The organism is Neobacillus sp. BP17 (genome assembly GCF_059579525.1).
This window is the reverse complement of sequence record NZ_CM184198.1, coordinates 76,549-92,500: the sequence shown is the minus strand read 5'-3', so window position 1 is coordinate 92,500 and position 15,952 is coordinate 76,549. Positions and strand designations below refer to the sequence as shown.

General features: G+C 45.5%; 10 protein-coding genes, 9 tRNA genes and 4 rRNA genes (1 of these 23 cut by a window edge). All 23 read right to left on the bottom strand.

Translation table 11 applies throughout. The annotated features are described in order from the left end of the window. A 16S ribosomal RNA gene (locus AC4QJR_RS00490) occupies positions 1 to 1,187 on the bottom strand; it reaches 351 nt to the left of the window's first position. A gap of 174 nt (positions 1,188 to 1,361) precedes the next feature. Continuing rightward, positions 1,362 to 1,437 (bottom strand) — tRNA-Ala (locus tag AC4QJR_RS00485). Positions 1,438 to 1,452: 15 nt separating this feature from the next. Next, positions 1,453 to 1,529, bottom strand: a tRNA-Pro gene (locus tag AC4QJR_RS00480). 5 nt (positions 1,530 to 1,534) lie between these two features. Beyond that, positions 1,535 to 1,608: transfer RNA gene (locus AC4QJR_RS00475), tRNA-Arg, on the bottom strand. 24 nt (positions 1,609 to 1,632) lie between these two features. Continuing rightward, a tRNA-Leu gene (locus AC4QJR_RS00470) sits at positions 1,633 to 1,721 on the bottom strand. A gap of 10 nt (positions 1,722 to 1,731) precedes the next feature. Then, positions 1,732 to 1,803: transfer RNA gene (locus AC4QJR_RS00465), tRNA-Gly, on the bottom strand. Between the two features lie 63 nt (positions 1,804 to 1,866). Beyond that, positions 1,867 to 1,951 (bottom strand) — tRNA-Leu (locus AC4QJR_RS00460). A 36-nt stretch (positions 1,952 to 1,987) separates the two neighbouring features. After that, a tRNA-Lys gene (locus AC4QJR_RS00455) sits at positions 1,988 to 2,063 on the bottom strand. 10 nt (positions 2,064 to 2,073) lie between these two features. Further along, positions 2,074 to 2,146, bottom strand: a tRNA-Thr gene (locus AC4QJR_RS00450). A 21-nt stretch (positions 2,147 to 2,167) separates the two neighbouring features. Continuing rightward, positions 2,168 to 2,243 (bottom strand) — tRNA-Val (locus AC4QJR_RS00445). 9 nt (positions 2,244 to 2,252) lie between these two features. Further along, positions 2,253 to 2,369, bottom strand: a 5S ribosomal RNA gene (gene rrf, locus AC4QJR_RS00440). Positions 2,370 to 2,446: 77 nt separating this feature from the next. Continuing rightward, positions 2,447 to 5,382, bottom strand: a 23S ribosomal RNA gene (locus AC4QJR_RS00435). A gap of 202 nt (positions 5,383 to 5,584) precedes the next feature. Beyond that, positions 5,585 to 7,122: ribosomal RNA gene (locus AC4QJR_RS00430) — 16S ribosomal RNA — on the bottom strand. Together the 16S, 23S and 5S rRNA genes with 9 tRNA genes alongside form the textbook arrangement of a ribosomal RNA operon. A gap of 346 nt (positions 7,123 to 7,468) precedes the next feature. Next, positions 7,469 to 8,953, bottom strand: coding sequence for a lysine--tRNA ligase (gene lysS, locus AC4QJR_RS00425; RefSeq protein ID WP_098576789.1), 1,485 nt, complete (start codon positions 8,951 to 8,953; stop codon positions 7,469 to 7,471). A 191-nt stretch (positions 8,954 to 9,144) separates the two neighbouring features. Next, positions 9,145 to 10,146 (bottom strand): tRNA dihydrouridine synthase DusB, encoded by a 1,002-nt coding sequence (dusB, locus tag AC4QJR_RS00420; RefSeq protein ID WP_251463069.1) that lies wholly within the window; start codon positions 10,144 to 10,146, stop codon positions 9,145 to 9,147. A 74-nt stretch (positions 10,147 to 10,220) separates the two neighbouring features. Continuing rightward, positions 10,221 to 10,427: a helix-turn-helix domain-containing protein gene (locus AC4QJR_RS00415; protein WP_098576787.1), complete on the bottom strand. Its 207-nt coding sequence runs from the start codon at positions 10,425 to 10,427 to the stop codon at positions 10,221 to 10,223. Further along, complete coding sequence (folK, locus tag AC4QJR_RS00410) at positions 10,379 to 10,906, bottom strand: 2-amino-4-hydroxy-6-hydroxymethyldihydropteridine diphosphokinase (protein WP_496524968.1); 528 nt, start codon at positions 10,904 to 10,906, stop codon at positions 10,379 to 10,381. The genes AC4QJR_RS00415 and folK overlap by 49 nt, the downstream gene beginning before the upstream one ends. Before the next feature lie 2 nt (positions 10,907 to 10,908). Further along, positions 10,909 to 11,268 carry a dihydroneopterin aldolase gene (folB, locus tag AC4QJR_RS00405; protein WP_496524967.1) on the bottom strand — a complete coding sequence of 120 codons (360 nt, stop codon included), beginning with the start codon at positions 11,266 to 11,268 and terminating at the stop codon, positions 10,909 to 10,911. Further along, positions 11,261 to 12,103 carry a dihydropteroate synthase gene (gene folP / locus AC4QJR_RS00400; RefSeq protein ID WP_251463065.1) on the bottom strand — a complete coding sequence of 281 codons (843 nt, stop codon included), beginning with the start codon at positions 12,101 to 12,103 and terminating at the stop codon, positions 11,261 to 11,263. Before folP ends, folB begins: the two co-directional genes overlap by 8 nt. Before the next feature lie 107 nt (positions 12,104 to 12,210). Further along, entirely contained in the window at positions 12,211 to 13,140 is a 930-nt protein-coding gene (gene cysK / locus AC4QJR_RS00395; RefSeq protein ID WP_496524966.1) for a cysteine synthase A, read from the bottom strand. 159 nt (positions 13,141 to 13,299) lie between these two features. Next, a complete protein-coding gene (locus tag AC4QJR_RS00390) occupies positions 13,300 to 14,193 on the bottom strand; it encodes a peptidyl-prolyl cis-trans isomerase (RefSeq protein ID WP_251463061.1) in 894 nt (297 codons plus the stop codon). A gap of 35 nt (positions 14,194 to 14,228) precedes the next feature. After that, positions 14,229 to 15,107, bottom strand: coding sequence for an Hsp33 family molecular chaperone HslO (gene hslO / locus AC4QJR_RS00385; RefSeq protein WP_098576781.1), 879 nt, complete (start codon positions 15,105 to 15,107; stop codon positions 14,229 to 14,231). A gap of 21 nt (positions 15,108 to 15,128) precedes the next feature. Then, entirely contained in the window at positions 15,129 to 15,908 is a 780-nt protein-coding gene (locus AC4QJR_RS00380; protein WP_098576780.1) for a type III pantothenate kinase, read from the bottom strand. Between the last annotated feature and the right edge of the window lie 44 nt (positions 15,909 to 15,952).

The window sequence follows — 15,952 nt, the reverse complement described above, 5'->3', positions numbered from 1 at the left end:
TCATCCCCACCTTCCTCCGGTTTGTCACCGGCAGTCACCTTAGAGTGCCCAACTGAATGCTGGCAACTAAGATCAAGGGTTGCGCTCGTTGCGGGACTTAACCCAACATCTCACGACACGAGCTGACGACAACCATGCACCACCTGTCACTCTGTCCCCCGAAGGGGAAAATCCTATCTCTAGGAGTGTCAGAGGATGTCAAGACCTGGTAAGGTTCTTCGCGTTGCTTCGAATTAAACCACATGCTCCACCGCTTGTGCGGGCCCCCGTCAATTCCTTTGAGTTTCAGCCTTGCGGCCGTACTCCCCAGGCGGAGTGCTTAATGCGTTAGCTGCAGCACTAAAGGGCGGAAACCCTCTAACACTTAGCACTCATCGTTTACGGCGTGGACTACCAGGGTATCTAATCCTGTTTGCTCCCCACGCTTTCGCGCCTCAGCGTCAGTTACAGACCAGAAAGCCGCCTTCGCCACTGGTGTTCCTCCACATCTCTACGCATTTCACCGCTACACGTGGAATTCCGCTTTCCTCTTCTGCACTCAAGTCCCCCAGTTTCCAATGACCCTCCACGGTTGAGCCGTGGGCTTTCACATCAGACTTAAAGGACCGCCTGCGCGCGCTTTACGCCCAATAATTCCGGACAACGCTTGCCACCTACGTATTACCGCGGCTGCTGGCACGTAGTTAGCCGTGGCTTTCTGGTTAGGTACCGTCAAGGTACCGGCAGTTACTCCGGTACTTGTTCTTCCCTAACAACAGAGCTTTACGACCCGAAGGCCTTCATCGCTCACGCGGCGTTGCTCCATCAGACTTTCGTCCATTGTGGAAGATTCCCTACTGCTGCCTCCCGTAGGAGTCTGGGCCGTGTCTCAGTCCCAGTGTGGCCGATCACCCTCTCAGGTCGGCTACGCATCGTCGCCTTGGTGAGCCGTTACCTCACCAACTAGCTAATGCGCCGCGGGCCCATCTGTAAGTGTCAGCCGAAACCGACTTTCAGCTTTTCCTCATGAGAGGAAAAGGATTATCCGGTATTAGCACCGGTTTCCCGGTGTTATCCCAGTCTTACAGGCAGGTTGCCCACGTGTTACTCACCCGTCCGCCGCTAGACCCCGAAGAGTCTCGCTCGACTTGCATGTATTAGGCACGCCGCCAGCGTTCGTCCTGAGCCAGGATCAAACTCTCCAAGAAAGTTGATTAGCTCATTTGTTACGTTGGCTTAGCTTCATTTCTGAAACTAAAATTTATTGTTTGTTTCACGTCTTGTTTGTTTAGTTTTCAAAGAACAATGTCTTTGTCGCTTGTGCGACTTTTCTATATTAACAGAGCTTTGATGCTGTGTCAATATCATAATTAAATATTTTTTGGTGGAGTCTAGGGGGATCGAACCCCTGACCTCCTGCGTGCAAAGCAGGCGCTCTCCCAGCTGAGCTAAGACCCCATATAATATTAGGAATGGTCGGGAAGACAGGATTCGAACCTGCGACCCCTTGGTCCCAAACCAAGTGCTCTACCAAGCTGAGCTACTTCCCGTTAAGTGCGCCCTGAGAGATTCGAACTCCCGACCTTTTGATTCGTAGTCAAACACTCTATCCAGCTGAGCTAAGGGCGCATATGAATTTAATTAATCTTAAAGTGGTGCCGAGGACCGGAATCGAACCGGTACGGTAGTCACCTACCGCAGGATTTTAAGTCCTGTGCGTCTGCCAGTTCCGCCACCCCGGCAAAAATAGAGAGCGGAAGACGGGATTCGAACCCGCGACCCCCACCTTGGCAAGGTGGTGTTCTACCACTGAACTACTTCCGCATATCATGGTAAGTTATTTTGCTATTGCAAACAACTTTGTTTATTTTACTTCGTAAAAAAACTTGGTGCGGGTGAAGGGAGTCGAACCCCCACGCCTTGCGGCGCCAGATCCTAAGTCTGGTGCGTCTGCCAATTCCGCCACACCCGCATTATTGAAAGTTATTTTGCTTTTCGCAAAAAACTCTGGTGAGCCATGAAGGACTCGAACCTTCGACCCTCTGATTAAAAGTCAGATGCTCTACCAACTGAGCTAATGGCTCGTACTAAAGGTGCCGGCGAGAGGACTTGAACCCCCAACCTACTGATTACAAGTCAGTTGCTCTACCAATTGAGCTACCCCGGCGTAATGTTTGAAAGATAAATATGGTGGAGGATGACGGGATCGAACCGCCGACCCTCTGCTTGTAAGGCAGATGCTCTCCCAGCTGAGCTAATCCTCCATATATTCAGCCTGGCAACGTCCTACTCTCACAGGGACGCGTGTCCCAACTACCATCGGCGCTGAGAAGCTTAACTTCCGTGTTCGGTATGGGAACGGGTGTGACCTTCTCGCCATTGCTGCCAGACTATTTTGTTTGAGGCTTCATTCCCTCAAAACTAGATAATGCTGAAGAAGTTTGTAAACTTGAGTTCACCTTAAAATATGGTTAAGTCCTCGAACGATTAGTATCAGTCAGCTCCACGTGTTACCACGCTTCCACCTCTGACCTATCAACCTGATCATCTTTCAGGGTTCTTACTAGCTTGCGCTATGGGAAATCTCATCTTGAGGGGGGCTTCATGCTTAGATGCTTTCAGCACTTATCCCGTCCGCACATAGCTACCCAGCGATGCTCTTGGCAGAACAACTGGTACACCAGCGGTGCGTCCATCCCGGTCCTCTCGTACTAAGGACAGCTCCTCTCAAATTTCCTGCGCCCACGACGGATAGGGACCGAACTGTCTCACGACGTTCTGAACCCAGCTCGCGTACCGCTTTAATGGGCGAACAGCCCAACCCTTGGGACCGACTACAGCCCCAGGATGCGATGAGCCGACATCGAGGTGCCAAACCTCCCCGTCGATGTGGACTCTTGGGGGAGATAAGCCTGTTATCCCCGGGGTAGCTTTTATCCGTTGAGCGATGGCCCTTCCATGCGGAACCACCGGATCACTAAGCCCGACTTTCGTCCCTGCTCGACTTGTAGGTCTCGCAGTCAAGCTCCCTTGTGCCTTTACACTCTGCGAATGATTTCCAACCATTCTGAGGGAACCTTTGGGCGCCTCCGTTACTTTTTAGGAGGCGACCGCCCCAGTCAAACTGCCCACCTGACACTGTCTCCCACCCCGATCAGGGGTGCGGGTTAGAATTTCAATACAGCCAGGGTAGTATCCCACCGACGCCTCCACCGAAGCTAGCGCTCCGGCTTCTCAGGCTCCTACCTATCCTGTACAAGCTGTACCAAAATTCAATATCAGGCTACAGTAAAGCTCCACGGGGTCTTTCCGTCCTGTCGCGGGTAACCTGCATCTTCACAGGTACTATAATTTCACCGAGTCTCTCGTTGAGACAGTGCCCAGATCGTTACGCCTTTCGTGCGGGTCGGAACTTACCCGACAAGGAATTTCGCTACCTTAGGACCGTTATAGTTACGGCCGCCGTTTACTGGGGCTTCGATTCAGAGCTTCGCTTGCGCTAACCCCTCCTCTTAACCTTCCAGCACCGGGCAGGCGTCAGCCCCTATACTTCGCCTTGCGGCTTCGCAGAGACCTGTGTTTTTGCTAAACAGTCGCCTGGGCCTATTCACTGCGGCTCTTCGAGGCTATTCACCTCAAAAAGCACCCCTTCTCCCGAAGTTACGGGGTCATTTTGCCGAGTTCCTTAACGAGAGTTCTCTCGCTCACCTTAGGATTCTCTCCTCGCCTACCTGTGTCGGTTTGCGGTACGGGCACCTTTTATCTCGCTAGAGGCTTTTCTTGGCAGTGTGGAATCAGGAACTTCGGTACTAAATTTCCCTCGCTATCACAGCTCAGCCTTATGTGAGAGGCGGATTTGCCTACCTCTCAGCCTAACTGCTTAGACGCGCATATCCAACAGCGCGCTTACCCTATCCTCCTGCGTCCCCCCATTGCTCAAACGATAAAGAGGTGGTACAGGAATATCAACCTGTTATCCATCGCCTACGCCTTTCGGCCTCGGCTTAGGTCCCGACTAACCCTGAGCGGACGAGCCTTCCTCAGGAAACCTTAGGCATTCGGTGGATGAGATTCTCACTCATCTTTCGCTACTCATACCGGCATTCTCACTTCTAAGCGCTCCACCAGTCCTTACGGTCTAGCTTCAACGCCCTTAGAACGCTCTCCTACCACTGACATCGTAGATGTCAATCCACAGCTTCGGTGATACGTTTAGCCCCGGTACATTTTCGGCGCAGAGTCACTCGACCAGTGAGCTATTACGCACTCTTTAAATGGTGGCTGCTTCTAAGCCAACATCCTGGTTGTCTAAGCAACTCCACATCCTTTTCCACTTAACGTATACTTTGGGACCTTAGCTGGTGGTCTGGGCTGTTTCCCTTTTGACTACGGATCTTATCACTCGCAGTCTGACTCCCACGGATAAGTCTTTGGCATTCGGAGTTTGTCTGAATTCGGTAACCCGATGAGGGCCCCTAGTCCAAACAGTGCTCTACCTCCAAGACTCTTACTACGTGAGGCTAGCCCTAAAGCTATTTCGGAGAGAACCAGCTATCTCCAAGTTCGATTGGAATTTCTCCGCTACCCACACCTCATCCCCGCACTTTTCAACGTGCGTGGGTTCGGGCCTCCATCCAGTGTTACCTGGACTTCACCCTGGACATGGGTAGATCACCTGGTTTCGGGTCTACGACCACATACTCATACGCCCTATTCAGACTCGCTTTCGCTGCGGCTCCGTCTCTTCAACTTAACCTTGCATGGGATCGTAACTCGCCGGTTCATTCTACAAAAGGCACGCCATCACCCATGAACGGGCTCTGACTACTTGTAGGCACACGGTTTCAGGAACTATTTCACTCCCCTTCCGGGGTGCTTTTCACCTTTCCCTCACGGTACTGGTTCACTATCGGTCACTAGGGAGTATTTAGCCTTGGGAGATGGTCCTCCCTGCTTCCGACCGGATTTCACGTGTCCGGCCGTACTCAGGATCCACTCAGGAGGGAACGAAGTTTCGACTACAGGGTTTTTACCTTCTCTGACGGACCTTTCCAGGTCGCTTCATCTACCCCGTTCCTTTGTAACTCCATGTTGAGTGTCCTACAACCCCAAGAGGCAAGCCTCTTGGTTTGGGCTATGTCCCGTTTCGCTCGCCGCTACTCAGGGAATCGCGTTTGCTTTCTCTTCCTCCGGGTACTTAGATGTTTCAGTTCCCCGGGTATGCCTTCCATACCCTATGTATTCAGGTAAAGATACTGTTCCATTACGAACAGTGGGTTCCCCCATTCGGAAATCTCCGGATCAAAGCTTACTTACAGCTCCCCGAAGCATATCGGTGTTAGTCCCGTCCTTCATCGGCTCCTAGTGCCAAGGCATTCACCGTGCGCCCTTTCTAACTTAACCTAAAAGGTTATTCTCTTAACTTCATAAGAGAGAAAACTAAAATGGCGATTACTCGATGTTTACTTTGCTTCTTCATTACGATTATCTAGTTTTCAAAGAACGATTAAAAAAAGCTTTGAGAGAATTGCTCCCTCAAAACTAAACAAACAAAGATCGTGTACAAACTGTTTTGTCTGGCTCACAAGTCCAGCTTTATCCTTAGAAAGGAGGTGATCCAGCCGCACCTTCCGATACGGCTACCTTGTTACGACTTCACCCCAATCATCTGTCCCACCTTAGGCGGCTGGCTCCTTACGGTTACCCCACCGACTTCGGGTGTTACAAACTCTCGTGGTGTGACGGGCGGTGTGTACAAGGCCCGGGAACGTATTCACCGCGGCATGCTGATCCGCGATTACTAGCGATTCCGGCTTCATGCAGGCGAGTTGCAGCCTGCAATCCGAACTGAGAATGGTTTTATGGGATTGGCTAAACCTCGCGGTCTTGCAGCCCTTTGTACCATCCATTGTAGCACGTGTGTAGCCCAGGTCATAAGGGGCATGATGATTTGACGTCATCCCCACCTTCCTCCGGTTTGTCACCGGCAGTCACCTTAGAGTGCCCAACTGAATGCTGGCAACTAAGATCAAGGGTTGCGCTCGTTGCGGGACTTAACCCAACATCTCACGACACGAGCTGACGACAACCATGCACCACCTGTCACTCTGTCCCCCGAAGGGGAAAATCCTATCTCTAGGAGTGTCAGAGGATGTCAAGACCTGGTAAGGTTCTTCGCGTTGCTTCGAATTAAACCACATGCTCCACCGCTTGTGCGGGCCCCCGTCAATTCCTTTGAGTTTCAGCCTTGCGGCCGTACTCCCCAGGCGGAGTGCTTAATGCGTTAGCTGCAGCACTAAAGGGCGGAAACCCTCTAACACTTAGCACTCATCGTTTACGGCGTGGACTACCAGGGTATCTAATCCTGTTTGCTCCCCACGCTTTCGCGCCTCAGCGTCAGTTACAGACCAGAAAGCCGCCTTCGCCACTGGTGTTCCTCCACATCTCTACGCATTTCACCGCTACACGTGGAATTCCGCTTTCCTCTTCTGCACTCAAGTCCCCCAGTTTCCAATGACCCTCCACGGTTGAGCCGTGGGCTTTCACATCAGACTTAAAGGACCGCCTGCGCGCGCTTTACGCCCAATAATTCCGGACAACGCTTGCCACCTACGTATTACCGCGGCTGCTGGCACGTAGTTAGCCGTGGCTTTCTGGTTAGGTACCGTCAAGGTACCGGCAGTTACTCCGGTACTTGTTCTTCCCTAACAACAGAGCTTTACGACCCGAAGGCCTTCATCGCTCACGCGGCGTTGCTCCATCAGACTTTCGTCCATTGTGGAAGATTCCCTACTGCTGCCTCCCGTAGGAGTCTGGGCCGTGTCTCAGTCCCAGTGTGGCCGATCACCCTCTCAGGTCGGCTACGCATCGTCGCCTTGGTGAGCCGTTACCTCACCAACTAGCTAATGCGCCGCGGGCCCATCTGTAAGTGTCAGCCGAAACCGACTTTCAGCTTTTCCTCATGAGAGGAAAAGGATTATCCGGTATTAGCACCGGTTTCCCGGTGTTATCCCAGTCTTACAGGCAGGTTGCCCACGTGTTACTCACCCGTCCGCCGCTAGACTCCGAAGAGTCTCGCTCGACTTGCATGTATTAGGCACGCCGCCAGCGTTCGTCCTGAGCCAGGATCAAACTCTCCAAGAAAGTTGATTAGCTCATTTGTTACGTTGGCTTAGCTTCTTAAAAGAAGCTAAAATAAATTGTTTGTTTGCACGATTTTGTTTGTTTAGTTTTCAAGGATCAATTACCCAATCGCCTTAAGGCGACTTTATAATCTTATCAAGTTATTCACTGAAAGTCAACAACTTTTTTAATTTATTTTTCTCACTGCGTCTGTCTCGCAGCAACAGATATTAATATACCACCATTCGAGAACAGGTGCAATAGTATTTTACGATTTTCCCTTAAAAATATCCAAAGTAATAATATTCTTACTCTTCCTCGTTATAAATATAAAAAAAGTGCCAGTAACATGGCACTTTTTTACGTATTATTTATGACGCATAAGCGGGAATAATAGTACGTCACGGATGGATGGAGAATTAGTAAGCAGCATAACTAAACGGTCAATTCCAATTCCTAATCCTCCCGTTGGCGGCATACCATATTCTAACGCTTCAACGAAGTCGTCGTCCATCATGTGAGCTTCGTCGTTTCCTTGTTCACGTTCTTTTAATTGCGCTTCAAACCGTTCTCTTTGATCAATCGGATCATTCAGCTCTGTAAATGCATTCGCATGTTCACGAGCAACAATGAACAATTCAAAACGGTCTGTGAAGCGTGGGTCCTCATCATTTTTCTTCGCAAGTGGTGAGATTTCGACAGGATGTCCGTAAATAAAAGTAGGCTGGATTAATTTCTCCTCTACCTTTTGTTCGAAGAATTCATTAACAATATGGCCATAAAGCATGTTGTTATTAATTTCAACCCCGTGTTCTTTCGCAAGGTCACGAGCTTCTTCTACACTCATCTCTTTCCAAAAGTCTGCACCAGTGTATTCTTTGATGGCATCTACCATGTGAAGTCTTTTCCACTCAGGTTTAAGGTCTACCTCATAATCGCCATATTGAACCGTAGTTGAGCCAACTACTTCTTGGGCAATATGAGCAATTAGATTCTCTGTCAGACTCATGATATCACGGTAATCCGCATAAGCCTCATAGAGTTCAATCATTGTAAATTCAGGATTGTGACGAGTCGAGACACCTTCGTTCCGGAAAACACGGCCAATTTCATATACCTTTTCCAAACCGCCCACAATCAATCGTTTTAAGTGCAGTTCAATCGCAATCCTCATAAATAATGGCATATCCAAAGCATTGTGATGTGTTATGAATGGACGTGCAGATGCACCGCCAGCAATGGAATGCATCATTGGTGTTTCAACTTCTAAATAGCCGTGGTCATCTAAATACCGACGCATTGATTGAATAATACGGCTTCTTGAAATAAATGTAGCCTTACTTTCTTGACTCATAATTAAGTCTAAATACCGTTGACGGTAGCGCTGTTCAACATCCTTAAGTCCATGAAATTTATCAGGAAGCGGGCGTAACGCCTTTGTTAAAAACACAAAGTTTTCCACTTTAACTGATAATTCGCCTACTTTTGTTTTAAATAGTGTTCCGGATACACCAATTATGTCTCCTAGGTCTGAAGAATCGAATAGTTTATAATTCTCCTCACCGACTGCATCTTGACGAACATAGACTTGAATTTGACCTGTTAAATCTTGAAGGTGCGCAAAGCCTGCTTTTCCTTTTCCACGCTTCGTCATAATCCGACCTGCTAAAGAAACGGAAACATTTTTGGCTTCGATCTCTTCTTTTTCTAATTCTGCATATTGCTCAACTAATTCCTTTGTGTTGTGTGAGCGGTCAAAACGTTTCCCGAATGGATCAAGACCATTTTCACGCATGGTATTCATTTTTTCACGTCTGACCATTAATTGGTCATTCAAATCTTCCTGACTCATAAAATCAACTCCAATAATCTTTTATTATGTAAAATGCTATTAATAAGGCGATCCCATTTTTCTACATACTTTATTATTTTACACAAACTTATACTTTCAGACATCAAAAAAGATGTTATTAAAATAAAAACTGCCAGTTTTTTCACTGGCAGCATCCAATTTAGTATAGAAAGACACTTTAAGTGACAGGTTTATCCTACAATTAACTGACTTTGTTCTTTTGCTTCGACTTCTGTGACCAATTCGTTTAGTAGTGTTACTAATTGATTCCTAGTATCACATTCATTGATCGCATTACGAACCGTGGCGTTACCGGGCACCCCTTTTAAATACCAAGCAGCATGCTTACGCATTTCACGAACAGCAACATATTCACTTTTAAGCGCGATTAAGCGGTCTAGATGAAGGATGCATACATCAATCTTTTCTCTAACAGATGGTTGAGGCATCAAGATACCAGTTTCTAAATACTGAACCGTACGGTAGATCATCCAAGGATCACCTAAAGCCGCTCTTCCGATCATTACCCCGTCTGCACCAGTTTCTTCAAGCATACGTTTGGCATCTTCCGGTGTATGAACATCACCATTACCAATCAACGGAATATTTAGGTTTCGCTTAACTTCACGAATGATGTCCCAGTTAGCACTGCCCTCATACATCTGAACACGTGTTCGTCCATGCAGGGATACCGCCTTCCCTCCAGCACGTTCAACAGCTTGGGCATTTTTCACAGCAAAAATATGCTCATCATCCCAGCCCATCCTCATTTTTACAGTTACAGGTTTTTCAACCTCTGCGACCACAGCTGAAACCATCTCGTAAATTTTATTAGGGTCAAGCAGCCACTTTGCCCCGGCATCACATTTGGTGATTTTAGGAACAGGGCAACCCATATTAATATCAATAATGTCTGCATTAGTATTCTGATCAACGAATTTAGCTGCTTCGACAAGCGTTTTTTTCTCTCCGCCAAAGATTTGCAAGCTTAATGGCTTTTCACGCTCATCGATATAAAGCATATTCATTGTTTTTTCATTTTTATGAATGATGCCTTTATCACTCACCATCTCTGCGCAAACTAATCCAGCGCCAAACTCCTTTACCGTTAAACGGAATGCCGAGTTACATACCCCAGCCATCGGAGCAAGGACAACTGGATTCTTCAATTCTATATCGCCAATTTTCAACATGAAACTACCTCCCCTCCTTCTTTCAATTATTCTTAGAATTGAACTTATCATACGATCTATGCAGCGCCTGTTTATTAATCTTTTGGCGTTAAGTCATCTATGGTGATTTTTAAAGAATCCGCAATCCTTTCCAGTAAATCACTGGCAGGAAGTCGATTCCCTCTTTCAATTTCGCCTAGGATTGATACAGATACACCTAGTTCCTTCGAAAAACCCTCTTGTGTAAAGCCCTTTAACTTCCGATAGGCTCGAATACGTCTTCCCCATTTTTCCGCTTCCATATTCGGACTCCTTCTTTATTTGGTAATTCTTCTAATGATGATTCAAGTAACTGATTTATCTCCGACCATTTCTTGTCCTGATAGATTTCTAAAAGTGGAATAATTACAAACGCTCGTTCTAACATCCTGGGATGTGGAAGGATGAGCTTCTCGCTTTGAATATTTTCTTGGTTATAGGTAAGAATGTCAAGGTCTATTGTTCGCGGACCCCACCTTATTTCCCTTTTTCTACCAAGTTCTAGTTCGATTTCTAAACATAAATCTAATAGATCCATGGAGGAAAAAGCGGTCTGAATCTCAATTACCATATTCAAAAATAAATCTTGTTCCTCATAGCCAATGGGATCTGTCTCATAAATAGAGGAGTAATTTACCAAATGAATTCCAGAATTACTGGTTAATCTTTTAATGGCACTCGTTATATTATCATAACGGTTTCCTATATTCGAGCCAAGGGCAATAAATGCTGTGTTTTCCACTTTTATCTTCTCCTTGTAATTTCTACTGCAACAGACCGGTAGTGACCCGGAATCGGTGGGTCTGGTTTAATCACCGTAACAGTTACTTCTGATATAAGCGGAAAGCCTGTCAGTACGCCTGCTGCAATTCGCTCTGCCACCGCCTCGACTAATTTAAAAGGAGGACCCTCCACGATTGTCTTGCAAACTTGGTAGAGTTCTGCATAATTCACTGAGTATTCCAGTTCATCGGTTTCTCCCGCTTTTTTTAAGTCAATAGAAACGGATAAATCCACTGCAAAACGCTGCCCTAACTGAGTCTCTTCTGAAAACACACCATGGTAGCCGTAAAACTCCATTCTATTGACATAAATTTTATCCAATGGTTTCACCCTTCCCCATTAGGGCATCCATCATTTTAGCCATTCTGCTCATTTCTTTCACATCGTGAACACGGACTATATGGCAGCCTTTTTGAATTCCGAAACAAACGGTTGCTCCTGTACCTTCCATTCTTTCATGGACAGGGAGATCTAATGCTTGTCCAATCATCGACTTTCTAGAAGTCCCTAATAATACTGGATAACCTAAATTAACAATCGTATCTAAATTCTGCATGGTTAGCAGATTTTCTTGATAATTCCTCGCAAAGCCAATACCCGGGTCAAGGATAATCTGTTCATCCTTCACCCCTGCCTTTTTTACAATGGCTATACTTTCATAAAGATCATTGATGACATCTCTCATAAATACCTTGTAATTTCGTTCTTTACGATTATGCATGAGCACAATCGGAACACCGTAGTCTGCCGCCACTTGTCCCATCTTTTCATCCGCTTTTGCCCCCCATACATCATTGATGATTTGAGCACCAGCTTCTATTGCTTGTTTGGCCACTTCTGCTTTATAGGTATCAATCGAAATCGGCACTTGAATTTGTTCAGAGATTGCCTGAATAATCGGGATCACCCGCTTGAGTTCCTCCTCTGCAGGAACAGCTGCAAAGCCTGGCCGTGTTGATTCGCCGCCGATATCAATAATATCCGCACCATTTGCTACCATTTCTTTTGCCCGATTAACAGCCATTTCAACCTGGTTGAATTTACCTCCATCCGAAAAGGAATCTGGAGTAGCATTTAAAATGCCCATAATAATGGTCTTTCTACTACTATCCAAGGTATAGGGTCCACATTGGATTAGTTCATGAGATGTTTTCATACCTTTCCTCCTTATCCAGCCTTTTTATACTTCTATTATCATACATGAAATCTTTATTAGAATACAAAAAAAGAAGCATCGGCAAAGCCGACGCCTCTTAGCTATTTTTATTCAGCATCGTATTGGTAAAGTACGGTACTTAAATAACGCTCGCCATTATCAGGAATAATTGCTAATACCTTTTTACCTTTACCTAATTTCTTAGCAACTTCTAAGGCTGCGTAAATCGCTGCGCCTGAAGAAATCCCGCCAAGAATCCCCTCTTCTCTGGCTGCACGTCTTGACGCTGCAAATGCTTCCTCCGTACCAACTTGGATTACTTCATCATAAATGTCAGTATTTAAAGTTTCAGGAACAAATCCTGCACCAAGACCTTGAAGTTTATGTGGACCTGGAGCTCCACCTGAAAGAACTGGTGAATCTGTTGGTTCTATCGCATAAATTTTAATTTCAGGGAAGTTTTCGCGCAGAACACTTCCTGCACCTGAAATGGTTCCTCCTGTACCGATTCCAGAAACAAATGCATCTAATTGATCCATTTGTTCAACAATTTCTTTACCTGTTGTTCTTTTATGAACTTCAGGATTTGCTTGGTTTTTAAATTGCTGCGGCAAGAAATAACCATGTTCCTTAACAAGCTCCTCTGCCTTAGCAATTGCACCCTTCATACCAGCTGGACCAGGTGTTAATACAAGTTCTGCTCCATATGCACGAAGGAGGTTCCGTCTTTCCAAACTCATCGTTTCAGGCATAACAAACACGGCTTTGTAACCTTTTGCTGCAGCAATCATTGCAAGTCCAATACCAGTATTTCCACTTGTAGGCTCAATAATGGTATCTATACCTGGTTTGATTAACCCTTGCTCTTCTGCCGCTTCAATCATAGATAAAGCGATACGATCTTTTACACTGCTGCCTGGGTTAAAATATTCTAGTTTTAAATAAACCTCAGCACTATTTTCATCTACTAATCTGTTTAATTTAACAATTGGCGTTTGGCCGACTAATTCGGCAACTGAATTTGCAACACGAACCATTAAGAGCACCCCTATTCCGAGTAAATTGATTGGATTTATATTATTAAATTTACCAGTTCTATACCGAGTTTGTCAATCGTTTTGTTTGCGTATTTTTACAATATTTAAACATTTATACTCTTGATATATAAGAAAAAGCACAGATTAATACCCTGTGCTTTAGTTCTCTTTATGACCATAGAACCATTCGACCTTTGCATCATCCCAAAAAGTTGAAGCAGATGCGGGCGATTTCATTTGTTCCAGAGCAATTTGCCTGCGGATTTGTTCTCTTACATCTGCAAATGAATATTTCTTCCCACTGATCTCTCCGTTTAGCTTAAGGATCGCATAGCCTTCTTCCACCTTAACAGGCATACTATAGGAACCTGTCTTCAGTTCCTTAGCTACTTCAATATATTGCCCGGGATAACGCTCATCCCCTTTACTAATATACCCAATATCGCCGCCATTATTTGCAGAAAACTCTTCAATGGAACGTTCCATGGCTAAGGTTGAAAAATCAGATCCTTGATTCAACTCTTGCACCGCTTTATCTGCCTCTTCCTGTGTAGGGAGAACAATATGTGATAAATGGAATGCAGGCGGTACATCAAATAGCTCTTTATTTTCTTGATAATATCTTTCTAGTTCGCTGCTTGAAACTTTAACATCTTTTGTTAATAATTCTTCTAATAGTAGATTGCTGCGAATTTGTTCCTTCCAGCCTTTTTCATCCTTACTATTCTGCTGAGTAAATGAATTCGTAGTGGATTGCAGCATTCTAAATTCGCGGTCGACATCCTGGTTAGATACGTTGATATGGTATTTCGCAGCCATTTCCTCAATGACCTTTTGATCGACCATTTCCTTTAATACATCTTTTCCATATCTAGATTCAAGCTCATGAAGCCAATCTTGCCGCAGAATCGACTTTTTCCCAATTGTAGCTACTGTCTCGTCATTTCCTAGGGTCCCACCAGCCGTATTTGCCTTTGAAAGAGAAAAAGCGATCGTTAGGCAATTCACCAATATTAGGACCCCAATCACCATCCAAAGCTGCTTCTTTCCCAACCTCTCTCCCCCAATCAGAAAAGAGCAAAGATCTGTTATTTTGCTTCTTTTTTAAGCTCTTCTAATTCTTCACTTGTAAAAAGGTATTTTTCATTGCAAAAATGACAATGTGCCTCAGCCTGACCATCTTCTTCAATCATCGCCGTAATCTCTGCTGCTCCTAAGCCGACAATAGCATTCGCAAATCGTTCCTTAGAGCAATTACAAACAAACCCTACCGGCATCGTTTCTAACACCTTTACCTGATCTTTTCCAAAAAGCTCTTCGAGAATTTGCTCTGGTGTTAGTCCACGTTCAATTAATTTAGAAATCGGCTCAATTGTTTTTAACCGTTCCTCCATTTTTGAAATAATCGGCTCCGGTGTGCCAGGCATTAATTGAAAAATAAATCCGCCTGCTGCAAGAATCGTATCATCTGGATTCACTAAAACACCAACACCAACGGAAGACGGAACCTGCTCAGAAGTAGCAAAATAATAAGTAAAATCCTCGCCTAATTCACCGGATACAAGCGGAACTTGTCCAGAAAAAAAGTCACGCAGCCCGATATCTTTTACAACTGCTAACATCCCATCTGTCCCGACCGCACGACGAACATCAAGCTTCCCATGTTCATTCGATTCAAAATCCACCTCTGGGTTTGTTACATATCCTCGAACTTCCCCTTTGGCATTACTATCAACAACAATCGGTCCTAGCGGGCCGCCCCCATTAATTTTTATCGTTAATTTATCCTCACCCTTGAGCATAGCCCCCATCATGACTCCTGCAGTCAACGTCCTGCCCAATGCAGCAGAAGCTGTCCGCCATGTCTGATGGCGTCTTTGTGCCTCGGTCACAGTTTCTGTCGTCCGAACGGCAAAAGCGCGAATATTACCATCATACGCAAGTGCTTTAACAAGATAATCCTTCATTGATAAACCCCTTTCTAGCTGTTATTCCTTAGGTTGTCCTATGTTTCTTTTATAGATAAGCTGTAAACCTTTTAAAGTTAAAAATGGATCAACAATATCAATAATGGTGGACTCTTGAGCAATTAAATTCGCTAAACCGCCTGTTGCAATAACGGTAGGCTTTTTCTCACCTTGTTCCATCATCCGCTTGACAATCCCCTCTACTTGACCCACATACCCATAGACAATTCCTGCTTGCATTGCCGCTACTGTATTCTTACCGATTACCCCTTCAGGTCTGGCAATCTCTATCCTAGGCAGTTTTGACGCACGTGAATACAACGCCTCAGTTGAAATACCCACTCCTGGAGCTATTGCACCACCCATATATTGACGTTCCTCATTCACATAACAATAGGTCGTCGCTGTTCCAAAGTCGACGATAATCAGCGGACTGCCATACTCATGAATGGCAGCTACAGCATTGACGATTCGGTCAGCTCCGACTTCCCTTGGGTTATCATATTTAATATTCAGACCCGTTTTGATTCCAGGTCCCACAACAAACGGCTTAATGTGAAAATACTTTTGGCACATTCTTTCGAGCGCAAACATGATTGGTGGAACGACTGAAGAAATAATGATGCCGTCAATATCTGAAAAAGAGAGTCCTGCATGATCGAACAAAGCTTTAATGTTCATTCCAAACTCATCTTCTGTGCGGTTTCGATTGGTTTCAACACGCCAATGATATCTAAGCTCCTCACCATCGTAAACTCCTAAAACAATGTTAGTATTCCCTACATCAAATACGAAAATCAAATCTATCACTCACTTTTCAGATTATTCTCTTCTTTACTGAAAAC